This window comes from Kribbella swartbergensis (assembly GCF_054784135.1).
The window spans coordinates 791,061-801,675 of record NZ_BAAGPM010000022.1; the positions used below are offsets into that span (position 1 = coordinate 791,061).

9 protein-coding genes are annotated in these 10,615 nt (G+C 69.3%); 5 read left to right on the top strand and 4 right to left on the bottom strand.

The window, feature by feature from the left end; translation table 11 throughout:
* Nucleotides 1-20: 20 nt before the first annotated feature.
* From ndk to ACYVOK_RS22305, 3 genes are read right to left on the bottom strand one after another with little or no spacing between them, the layout of a single operon-like run.
* Nucleotides 21-431: a nucleoside-diphosphate kinase gene (ndk, locus tag ACYVOK_RS22295; protein WP_460664424.1), complete on the bottom strand. Its 411-nt coding sequence runs from the start codon at nucleotides 429-431 to the stop codon at nucleotides 21-23.
* A gap of 40 nt (nucleotides 432-471) precedes the next feature.
* Nucleotides 472-798, bottom strand: a complete 327-nt coding sequence (locus ACYVOK_RS22300; protein WP_460664425.1) for a DUF4233 domain-containing protein — start codon at nucleotides 796-798, stop codon at nucleotides 472-474.
* The gene (locus tag ACYVOK_RS22305; RefSeq protein ID WP_460664426.1) at nucleotides 795-2,156 is read right to left on the bottom strand and encodes a bifunctional folylpolyglutamate synthase/dihydrofolate synthase; all 1,362 of its coding nucleotides are present in this window, start codon (nucleotides 2,154-2,156) and stop codon (nucleotides 795-797) included. The genes ACYVOK_RS22300 and ACYVOK_RS22305 overlap by 4 nt, the downstream gene beginning before the upstream one ends.
* A gap of 74 nt (nucleotides 2,157-2,230) precedes the next feature.
* Here ACYVOK_RS22305 and valS point away from each other — a divergent pair, with 74 nt between their 5' ends.
* Complete coding sequence (gene valS, locus ACYVOK_RS22310) at nucleotides 2,231-4,771, top strand: valine--tRNA ligase (protein ID WP_460664427.1); 2,541 nt, start codon at nucleotides 2,231-2,233, stop codon at nucleotides 4,769-4,771.
* A gap of 160 nt (nucleotides 4,772-4,931) precedes the next feature.
* On the top strand, nucleotides 4,932-6,221 hold the full coding sequence (locus ACYVOK_RS22315; protein ID WP_460664428.1) for a hypothetical protein: 1,290 nt from the start codon (nucleotides 4,932-4,934) through the stop codon (nucleotides 6,219-6,221).
* A gap of 158 nt (nucleotides 6,222-6,379) precedes the next feature.
* On the opposite strand, the gene ACYVOK_RS22320 is transcribed toward ACYVOK_RS22315, so the two are convergent.
* Complete coding sequence (locus tag ACYVOK_RS22320; RefSeq protein WP_460664429.1) at nucleotides 6,380-7,306, bottom strand: AEC family transporter; 927 nt, start codon at nucleotides 7,304-7,306, stop codon at nucleotides 6,380-6,382.
* A gap of 195 nt (nucleotides 7,307-7,501) precedes the next feature.
* On the opposite strand from ACYVOK_RS22320, the gene ACYVOK_RS22325 reads away from it, so the two are divergent.
* From ACYVOK_RS22325 to ACYVOK_RS22335, 3 genes are all read left to right on the top strand, one after another.
* Nucleotides 7,502-8,806 carry a phosphodiester glycosidase family protein gene (locus ACYVOK_RS22325; RefSeq protein ID WP_460664430.1) on the top strand — a complete coding sequence of 435 codons (1,305 nt, stop codon included), beginning with the start codon at nucleotides 7,502-7,504 and terminating at the stop codon, nucleotides 8,804-8,806.
* Between the two features lie 29 nt (nucleotides 8,807-8,835).
* The gene (locus ACYVOK_RS22330) at nucleotides 8,836-9,381 is read left to right on the top strand and encodes a YbhB/YbcL family Raf kinase inhibitor-like protein (RefSeq protein WP_460664431.1); all 546 of its coding nucleotides are present in this window, start codon (nucleotides 8,836-8,838) and stop codon (nucleotides 9,379-9,381) included.
* A gap of 147 nt (nucleotides 9,382-9,528) precedes the next feature.
* Nucleotides 9,529-10,593 carry a LacI family DNA-binding transcriptional regulator gene (locus ACYVOK_RS22335; RefSeq protein WP_460664432.1) on the top strand — a complete coding sequence of 355 codons (1,065 nt, stop codon included), beginning with the start codon at nucleotides 9,529-9,531 and terminating at the stop codon, nucleotides 10,591-10,593.
* Nucleotides 10,594-10,615: the final 22 nt, after the last annotated feature.

Sequence of the window (10,615 nt, forward strand, 5' to 3'; positions counted from 1 at the left end):
GATCGGGCCGGAGCGCGGAATCAGGGCAGGTCGGGGAACCAGATCTTGATTTCGCGGTCGGCGGATTCCGGGGAGTCGGAGCCGTGGACGAGGTTTTCGCGGTTGGAGAGGGAGAGGTCGCCGCGGATGGTGCCGGGGGCGGCCTTGCGGCCGTCGGTGGCGCCGTTCAGGGCGCGGACGACCTCGACCGCCTCGTCACCCTCGAGCACCATCGCGACCAGCGGGCCGCTGGTGACGAAATCGCGCAGCGGCGGGTAGAACGCCTTCTCGACGTGCTCGGCGTAGTGCTGGTCGGCCAGGTCGCCGTCGATCGTGCGCAGGTCCATCGCCACGATCCGGAGCCCCTTCGCCTCGAAGCGGCGGAGCACCTCCCCCACCAGGCCACGGCGTACCGTGTCGGGCTTGAGCAGGACCAGGGTGCGCTGCGACATCTGTCAAACTCTCTCTCGAAGTAGATCGGGCGCGCCGAGCCTAACCGGTGTGCGCCCGCTTCGCTTCCTCGATGCGGCGGCCGAGCACGATCGCCGCCACCCAGCAGCCCGCGAACGCCAGGCCGAGCACGAACATCACCGGTACGACGAAACCGAGGCCGACCGCACCGACCTGGACCACCCAACCCAGGGCGTACCCCACCTGGTTGCGCAGCAGCCCGGTGGCGAGCAGCGCCAGGACCGCGAGCCCGAGGCAGACCGGCAGCGCGACCGCGGGCCGGACCCCGGCGATGGAGATCATCACCGGTGTCACCAGAGCGAGCACCAGGGCCTCGAACCCGAGCACGATCGACGCCAGCGACCTCATTGCCCGTCCTTCTTCGGCTTGCGGACCAGCAGCGACCGGGCCTCGCCGGCAGTGACGACGGAACCGGTGATCAGTACGCCGCCGGTACCGAGGGCGACCGCGTTCTCCTCGGCCAGCCGGATCGCGTCGTCGATGGCGTCGATCAGGTGCGGCCGGACCAGCACCCGGTCCTCGCCGAACACCTCGGCCGCGAGTTCACCGAGTTCCTCGGCCGGCATCGAGCGCTCGACGAAACTGTTCCGGGTGCAGACGACCGTCTCCATGATCGGTTCGTACGCCTCCAGGACGCCGTACACGTCCTTGTCCTTCATACATCCCAGGACGCCGATCAGCGGCTGGAACGTGAACGCCTCGGACACCGTGGCCGCGGTCGCCTCGGCGCCGTGCGGGTTGTGCGCGGCGTCGACGATGATCGTCGGGCTGGTCCGGACCACCTCCATCCGGCCCGGGCTGGTCACCTCGGCGAACGCGGCCTGCAGGAGTTCGGTGGTGACCCGGCCCTCGGTCTGCGGGCTGGCGCCGAAGAGCGCTTCCACGGCCGCGACCGCGGTGGCCGCGTTGTGCGCCTGGTACTCACCGTGGAGCGGAAGGAAGATGTCCTCGTACTCGCCGCCCAGTCCCTTGATCGAGATCAGCTGGCCGCCGACGGCGAGCGAGCGGCTGACGACTCCGAACTCGATCCCCTCGCGGGCGACCTGGGAGCCGGTCTCGGCGGCCTTGCGGAGCAGCACCTCGAAGACGTCCAGGCTCTGCTGCGCCATCACCGTCGTACCGCCGGCCTTGATGATGCCGGACTTGTCCTTGGCGATGGTGACCGGATCGGAGCCGAGGATGTGCGCGTGGTCGACCGCGACCGGGGTGATCACCGACACGGTCCCGTCGGCGACGTTGGTGGAGTCCCAGGTGCCGCCCAGGCCGACCTCGACGATCGCCACGTCGACCGGTGCGTCCGCGAAGACGGCGAAGGCCATCGCGGTCATCACCTCGAAGAACGACAGCGGGTGCTCCTGCTCGGCGTCGACCACGTCCAGGTACGGCGCGATCTCGTCGTACGCCTCGACGAAACGCTGTTCGGTGATCGGCTCACCGTCCAGCGTGATCCGCTCCCGGACCGACTCCAGGTGCGGACTGGTGAACCGGCCGGTCCGCAGCCCGGCCTCGCGGACCAGGGCGTCGACCATCCGCGCGGTCGAGGTCTTGCCGTTGGTCCCGGTCAGGTGCACCACCGGGTACGCCTTCTGCGGGTCGCCGAGCAGCTCCACGAGCCGCCGGACCCGGTCCAGCGTGGGTTCGATCTTGTGCTCCGGCCAGCGCTGCTGGAGCCGTGCCGATACCTCGGCGTAGGAGAGGTCGCTCATCAGGAAACTCAGTCTAGGCGGGGGTGTGGATAACCGGTCGGAAGCACCCCTTGACAACCACTACGATTGTGCGCATGAGCCAGACGCCCCGTGTTCCCGACAAGCCCACCCTCGACGGTCTCGAGGAGAAGTGGGCTGCGGTATGGAGGGAGCAGCAGACCTACGCCTTCGATCGGACGGCCGAGCGCGCCGAGGTGTACTCCATCGACACGCCGCCGCCGACCGTCTCCGGGTCGCTGCACGTCGGGCACATCTTCAGCTACACCCACACCGACCTGGTCGCCCGCTACCAGCGGATGCGCGGGAAGAAGGTCTTCTACCCGATCGGCTGGGACGACAACGGCCTGCCCACCGAGCGCCGGGTGCAGAACTACTACGGCGTCCGGTGCGACCCGTCGCTGCCGTACGACCCGGACTTCACCCCGCCCGCCAAGCCGGACCCGAAGAGGCAGATCCCGATCAGCCGGCAGAACTTCGTCGAGCTGTGCGGTGAGCTGACCCATGTCGACGAGCAGGCGTTCGAGGCGATGTGGCGCCGGGTCGGCCTGAGCGTCGACTGGTCGTACCTCTACACCACGATCTCCGAGGACTCCCGGCGTACGTCGCAGCGGGCCTTCCTGCGCAATTTCGCCCGCGGCGAGGCGTACCTGGCCGAGGCGCCGACGATGTGGGACGTCACGTTCCAGACCGCGGTCGCCCAAGCCGAGCTCGAGGCCCGGGAGTACGCCGGCGCCTACCACCGGATCGCGTTCCACGGCGCCGACGGCCCGATCCACATCGAGACCACGCGCCCGGAGCTGATCCCCGCCTGTGTCGCGCTGATCGCCCACCCGTCCGACGAGCGCTACAAGCACCTGTTCGGGTCGACGGTCCGGACGCCGCTGTTCGGCGTCGAGGTCCCGGTCCTGGCGCACGAGGCGGCCGAGATGGACAAGGGCGCCGGTATCGCGATGTGCTGCACGTTCGGTGACCTGACCGACGTCCAGTGGTGGCGTGAGCTGCAGCTGCCGGTCCGCACAGTCATCGGCCGCGACGGCCGGCTGCTGCGCGAGACGCCGGAGTGGCTTTCGGGATCGGAGCTGTACGGCGAGCTGGCCGGCAAGACCGTGTTCAGTGCCCGGGAGCTGATCGTCGCGAAGCTGCGCGAGAGCGGCGACCTGGACGGCGAGCCGAAGTCGACGACCCGGATGGCGAACTTCTACGAGAACGGCGACAAGCCGCTCGAGATCGTCTCGACCCGGCAGTGGTACATCCGCAACGGCGGCCGGGACGCCGACCTCAAGCAGGAGTTCGTTGACCGCGGCAACGAGCTGGGCTGGGTCCCGGAGCACATGCGGCACCGGTACATGAACTGGGTCGAGGGGCTGAACGGTGACTGGTTGATCTCCCGCCAGCGCTACTTCGGCGTCCCGTTCCCGGTCTGGTATCCGCTGGACGACAACGGCGAGCCGGACTACGACCACCCGCTGCTGCCGAGCGAGGCGGAGCTGCCGATCGACCCGACGTCTCAGGCGCCGCGTGGGTACGACGAGTCCCAGCGCGGCAAGCCGGGTGGCTTCGAGGCCGACCCCGACGTGATGGACACCTGGGCGACGTCCTCGCTCACCCCGCACATCGTCTGCGGGTGGGAGCGGGACGACGACCTGTTCCGGCGTACCTTCCCGATGGACCTGAACACGCACGCGCACGAGATCATCCGGACCTGGCTGTTCTCCCGCGTCGTCCGGGCCCACTTCGAGAACGGCACGCTGCCGTGGGCGCGGTCGATGATCTCCGGGTTCGTCGTCGACCCGGACCGCAAGAAGATGTCCAAGTCCAAGGGCAACGCGATCGTCCCGTCGGAGATCCTGGACAAGTTCGGTTCCGACGCGGTCCGCTGGCGCGCGGCGATGGCCCGGCCGGGCCTGGACTCGCCGTTCGACGAGTCGCAGATGAAGGTCGGCCGACGGCTGGCGATCAAGGTCCTGAACGCGTCGAAGTTCGTCCTCGGGTTCGGGGCGTCGACGGTCGACCCCTCGGCGGTCACCGAGCCGGTCGACCTGGCGATGCTGCAGCGGCTGCGGTCCGTCGTCGCGGACGCCACGGCGGCCTTCGACCGGTACGACTACACCGGTGCGCTCGAGGTCAGCGAGCGGTTCTTCTGGACCTTCTGCGACGACTACGTCGAGCTGGTCAAGGAGCGCGCGTACGGCGGTCAGAGTGAGGCGGCCGCGGCGTCGGCCAAGGCCGCGCTGGCTGTCGCGCTGTCGGTCCAGTTGCGGCTGCTGGCGCCGTACCTGCCGTTCGCGACCGAAGAGGTCTGGTCGTGGTGGCAGGAGGGTTCGATCCACCTGAGCCGCTGGCCGGAGCCGGATGTCGACCTCGCGGTCGCGGCGCAGGAGCCGGAGGTTCTGGACGCGGTCTCCGAGGTGCTCGCGGGGATCCGCGGCGCGAAGTCAGAGGCGCAGGTCTCGATGAAGACCGACGTCAGCAAGGTCGAGGTCAGCGGCCCCGCCGCCCGCCTCGCCCTGGCCGAACGCGCCGAGCCCGACCTCCGCGCCGCCGGCCGAATCACCGGCGAAATCCTCTGGAGCCCCGACAACACCGACACCGTCAAGGTCATCGCAACCCTCTGAGAGTCAGCGGTCGGCTGTTCTGCCTGGTGCCCGTCTCCTTCCGGGGAGGCGGGCGCTACCGTTTCAGCTTGAAGCACTACGCTGCGGAACCGGTTTTGCCCGGGTGTGGAACCATCGGGTCGAACCGCGCGACCGCACCGTCCCGAGGAGCCCCGCACCCATGAGCGACCCCACCACCCCGGACCGCCCGACCCCCGAGGCTCCCACCACCCCTACCCCCGCCAACACCCCCACCCCGGACCCCGCAACGGCGCCGCCCGCCGACGCGAAGTCTCGCGCCGCCGCGCCCGACACCAAGGAGACGGCAGACGCGCAGAAGACGGGCGCGGGGCAGACGGGCGCGGAGAAGGTGGACACGGGGGTGGCGAGCACGGAGAAGGCGAGCGCGCAGGCAACGGGCACGGAGAAGGCGGGCACGGAGAAGGTCAGCGCGGAGGCGGGAGTTGCGGAGAAGTCGGCGGCAAGTGCTGTCGAGGCTGAGCCGGGGAGCACGGGTGCGGTTGCGGGTGGCGCCGCCGAGGCGGCCAGCTCAGGCGGTGCGGTCGGCGGGACGACCGCCACGGCTGCCAACTCCGCCGGCAAGCCGACCGAAGGTGCCAAGGCTGGGGATGAGGCGAAGGCTGCGGGGATGGCGACGGACGACACCGTTGAAATCGGAGCGGTAGGCGAGGACGGGAAACCGGTAGCCGAGGCTCAGCCTGCCGCGGAAAAGGCTGCCGACGAAGAAACCACCGGCCACATGGCCGCCGGGGACAAGGCCGACGAGAAGCCCGATGGCGGCAAGGCAGCTGGGGACACAGCTGCTGGGGACAAGGCAGCCGGCGAGGAGCCCGATGCGGGCAGGGCTGCTGGGGAGAAGGCTGCTGGGGAGAAGGCTGCTGGGGAGAAGGTTGGTGGGGGCGCGGGTGGTGGGGGGAAGACGTGGTGGGGGCGGGTTCGGCGGGGGCCTTGGGTGACTGTGGCTGGGGTGGTTGTTGTCCTCGGGGTGTTGGCGGTGTTGGGGTATGTGTGGGGGCTGGGGCCGTTGAATCGGTTGAATGCGGAGCGGGGGATCACGCCGCCGGCGAAGCTGGCCGGGTTGGACCGGATCACCGATCAGCAGATCCGCGACCAGCTCCAGCTCGAGCAGACCCGCGACAGGCTGAGCCGGATCAACGACGGCAAAGAGGTCACCGTCGAGGCGTACGGGAGCCTCACCGGCGACCGGCTGTACATGCTGATCGCGCTGCGCGGGAAGGTCGACATCGACAAGACCGTCGCGGATTCCGGCGCCACGCCCGAGCAGATCAAGAAGGTCGGCCAGTCCACCTGCGTCGAGACCGACGGCCTGCCGACCCAGTGTTACCGCGGTTCCAACACGCTGACGGTGATCGCGCAGTCCGCCAACGAGAACGTGACCGTCGACGCGGTGGCGCCGGTAACCGAGGAAGCCTTCAACGCGATGAAGTGACCTTCGACGCGAGGAAGTAACCCTCGACGCGAGGAAGCGACGCTCGACGCGAGGCAGCGACCCTCAACGCGATGAAGTCACCCTCGACGCGACGAAGGGACCCTCGACGCGAGGAAGCGACCTTCGACGCCAGGCAATGACGTTCAGGATGAAGTGACTCAGCCCAAAATTCCGACGATGGCGGTCATCAGCGGGATGGAGAGCAGTGTGCTGAGGAGGACAGCGCTGCGCGCCAGCGTGCGGCCGGCGCGGTAGTGGACCGCGTAGACGTAGACGTTCTGGGCTGTCGGAAGCGCCGCCAGCAAGGTGGGCGCGATGAGAGCGGCGCCGTGGAGGCCGAGGAGCCAGCGGGCGACGGCATACGCCGCAATCGGTTGCACGACGGACTTGAGCACGACGGCCAGTACGACGTCCCGCCGCAAGGTGATCGAGTCGCGCGTACCGCCACTCAGGCTGAGCCCGTACGCGACCAGCCCCACCGGCACCGCAGCCGCCGCCACCAGGTCGATCGGCCGCATCAGCAAGGTCGGCAACGGCACATCGAGTGACGCCACCAGCAGACCGAGGAGCGACGCCACAGTCAGCGGGTTCCGCAACGGCCGCGTCAGCACGGTCCGCAGCGCCACTCGACGCCCGGTCCCTTGTCGGTCTCCGTCGAGTACGGCGAACGCGATCGGCGCCATCACCAGCAACTGGAACAAGATGATCGGCGCGACCAACGCACCGTCCCCGAGCACGTAGGCGGCGACCGGAACCCCGAGGTTGCCGGCGTTCACGTACGACGACGCCAGTACGCCGATCGTCGCCTGGGACCGGGTACGACGCCAGACCAGCGCGGCCACCACGAGAAAGATCACCTGGACGACGAACAGGCCGGCGATGTTGGTGACGAGCACCGCCGAGAAGATCGAGTGCAGGTCCGCCCGGGCGACCGTCGTGAACAGCAACGCCGGCGTCGCGACGAAGAACGCCAGCCGGGACAGCACCAGTTCGTCCTGCGCCCGCAGTACGCCGAGCAGCCCGACGACATAGCCGAGGACGGCGACCGCGACGAGCGCGACGAAGGCACCGACGACGGCGGACACAGGCGGTCAGCCACTCAGCGACGTCGACACGGCCGCGATCGTATACGAAATGCCCGTCGGCCACGGTCGGCGACTCAACCGGTGGACACTCCGCGACACCTCCCGGGCCGCGGCACGAAACCGTAACCTGTCAGATGCTGACGAGTCAGCGGCTGGATCGGAAAGATTCCACCATCGACGAACAGGATGGCCGGCATGACTACTTCCGCGCGACTCCCCCGCGCCGCGATGATCGCAGCCTCCGTGCTCGCGACCGTGGCCACGCTGAGCGTCGTACCCACGGCGTACGCCGAGAGCACCGCAACCGACGAGACGGCCGCGACCGGTCAAGGGCTTCCGCTCGGCGACCAGGATCTGGCCGAGACCCGGACCAGCCGGACTCTGGCCGACGGCGTGACGCTGACGACGATCGTGCGCGGGACCGAACCGGCACCTCCCGACCAGATCAACACGACGACGCGCGGCCCGTGGGTCGTCAACGTTCTGACCATCGACCCGGCAAAGTCGAAGGGCCGGCTGAAGGCGACGTACGGCCCCGACCTGGCGAGGGTGGAGAAGACCTCGGACCTGGTCCGTTCCTCCGGTGCGCTGGCCGGCGTGAACGCGTCGTTCTTCACCTTCACCGCCAGTCGGCTGTACCCCGGCGACCCGGTCGGCCTGGGCATCTTCGACGGCAAACTGCTCAGCGAGCCGCTGACCGACCCGGCCGAGGCCAACCTGGTGATCGATGCCAACAGCAACAAAGTCATCACCGGTCACCTGCGATGGTCGGGCGACGTCCGCAACCGTACGACCGGTGCGGAACTGCCGCTGGAGTTCGTGAACCACCCACCGGTGGTCCCGGCCGCCTGCGCAACCTTGCCCGACCAGACCACCTGCACCTCGCCGGGTGACGTCGTACTGTTCACCCCCGAGTTCGCCGCTGCCACGCCGGCCGGCCACGGCATCGAGGTCGTCCTGGACCGGCACGGCTGCGTCGTCCGGACGTCGACGACCCGGGGCACGAGTCTCGCCGCCGACCAGACGTCGCTGCAGGCCACCGGCAAGGACACGGTCGCGCTGCTCGCCGCGGTCGCGAACGGCTGCCTCGCCGAGGAGATCAAGGTGTCGGACCAGCACGGCGAGACGGTTCCGCTGCGCAACAACCTGTACGGCGTGACCGGCCGCTACCAGCTCACGTCGGGCGGCGAGATCGTCGTACCGGACGGCACCGGCAGCTTCTTCGACCGCAACCCGCGGACGATCGCCGGTACGACGGCCGACGGCAAGATCGTGCTGGCGACGATCGACGGGCGGCAGACCACGAGTGTCGGGACCACGATGGACGAGACGGCCGCGGTCGCGGACGCGCTGGGGATGCATGACGCGATCAACCTCGACGGCGGCGGGTCGACCGCGATGGCGCTGGGCGACGGGACGCTGGTGAACCGCCCGAGCGGCGCCGGCGGAGCCGAGCGAGCGGTCGGCGACGCGATCGTTTTCGTTCCCGGCGCTCGGTAACGGCGCCACGGTCGTGCGACGCTGAAGGAGTGCGACTGCGGTTGCTGTCACTGTCGACGATCAGCCTGATGCTGACCGGATGTGGCGGCGCCCAGTCGCAGTCCGGGAAGGAGCCGGCCGTGACAGCACCCAGCAGCATCACCGTGACCAGCAAAGCGTTCCAAGACGGCGGGAAGATCCCCACGAAGTACACCTGCGACGGGGACGACGTATCTCCACCACTGGCCTGGGAGGGCATGCCAGAGCAGGTCGGAGCGATCGCAGTGGTCGTGGACGACCCCGACGCCCCACGGGGGACCTTCACCCATTGGGTAGTGCTCGATCTTGATGCATCGACCACGGAGTTGACCGAAGGGCGGGTCCCGCCCGGCGCCACCCAGGCCCGCAACTCGGCGGGCACGGCCTCCTACTTCGGACCGTGCCCGCCGCGGGGCACCCACCACTACCGCTTCACCGTCTATGCGCTCTCGCACGGAACCGGCCTCCTCGACGGCGCCGAACTCGAGCACGCGCTCGACGCGATCGATTCCCGAGCCGTCGCCCGCGGCCGCCTCACCGCCCTCTACTCCCGCTGAATCTCTCGTTCAGCCAGAGACTCCGCCGACCAAGGAAGACCGCATGGTTCAGGTCACAGTCCAGTAACTGGGGATTGACCTCCCTGACTACGTAGACACATTCTGACTACGCAGTCAGAACGGCTGCCAGGAATACTGTGAGGGCCCATGACCGAGGCGAAACCGGCACCCGACGGCGGACGTACCCGCCGGCCGGGCAGCACGGACGTCGCCAGGCTCGCGGGTGTCTCACAGAAGACCGTCTCGCGGGTCCTGAACGGTGAGCCGTACGTGAAGGAGGAGGTCCGCCTCCGCGTCCAGGCCGCCATGCGTGAACTCGGCTACCGCCGCAACAACGCCGCCCGGGCACTCAACTCGGGCCGGACCCGGCGGATCGGAGTGGTCTGCCTCGGTACGGCGCTCTTCGGGCCGTCGACCCAACTGGTCGCGATCGAGCGGACTCTCCGCAGTACCGGCTACTCGCTGAGCATCGTGAACACCCTCGAAGGTGACACCGGCGGCGTCGCGGGTGCCGTCGACCATCTGCTCGAGCAGGGTGTGGACGGCATCATCTTGTCCGAGCCGATCGACGAAGGTGACGACCAGCCGATCGACCTCGACATCCCGGTGCTGAGTTTCGGGCGCTTCCCCGGACTCAGCGCTCCGTCCGTCCTGTACACCGGCGGCGACAACACCGGTGCCGGGTGCCTCGCGACCGAGCATCTGCTCGGCCTCGGGCACCGGACCGTCTGGCACGTCGCCGGACCGCAACGCTGGTGGGCCGCGCGGGAGCGGCTCGACGGCTGGCGGAAGGCGCTGGCCGCCGCGGGTGCTCCGGAACCACCAGTGCTGGAAGGCGACTGGCTGCCGGCTTCGGGCTACCAGGCCGGCCGTCAACTGGCCGCGAACGACGAGGTCACCGCGATCTTCGTCGCCAACGACGACATGGCCATCGGCGTGCTGCGCGCGCTCGCCGAGGCCGGTCGGTCCGTGCCCGGCGACGTCAGCGTCGTCGGCTTCGACGACATACCGACCGCGGCGTACCTGACGCCGCCGCTCACCACCATCCCGCAGGACTTCGACGAGCACGTCGCCCGCGGGATCGCGAATCTGGTCACGGAGATCGAGTCGCCCACCGGCGACCGCTCCCCCGCGCCGGAGTCACCGCCGCTCCGGCTGGTCATCCGTCACTCGACCGCCGCTCCGCGCCGGCGGAGCCGCGACCACGGCTGAAACGCCGCACCGCACGCCACGT

What these genes read in the sequence shown, in the direction of transcription:
- ndk (WP_460664424.1), bottom strand. Translation starts at nt 431, where the DNA reads ATGTCGCAGCGCACCCTGGTCCTGCTCAAGCCCGACACGGTACGCCGT.
- ACYVOK_RS22300 (WP_460664425.1), bottom strand. Translation starts at nt 798, where the DNA reads ATGAGGTCGCTGGCGTCGATCGTGCTCGGGTTCGAGGCCCTGGTGCTC.
- ACYVOK_RS22305 (WP_460664426.1), bottom strand. Translation starts at nt 2,156, where the DNA reads ATGAGCGACCTCTCCTACGCCGAGGTATCGGCACGGCTCCAGCAGCGC.
- valS (WP_460664427.1), top strand. Translation starts at nt 2,231, where the DNA reads ATGAGCCAGACGCCCCGTGTTCCCGACAAGCCCACCCTCGACGGTCTC.
- ACYVOK_RS22315 (WP_460664428.1), top strand. Translation starts at nt 4,932, where the DNA reads ATGAGCGACCCCACCACCCCGGACCGCCCGACCCCCGAGGCTCCCACC.
- ACYVOK_RS22325 (WP_460664430.1), top strand. Translation starts at nt 7,502, where the DNA reads ATGACTACTTCCGCGCGACTCCCCCGCGCCGCGATGATCGCAGCCTCC.
- ACYVOK_RS22335 (WP_460664432.1), top strand. Translation starts at nt 9,529, where the DNA reads ATGACCGAGGCGAAACCGGCACCCGACGGCGGACGTACCCGCCGGCCG.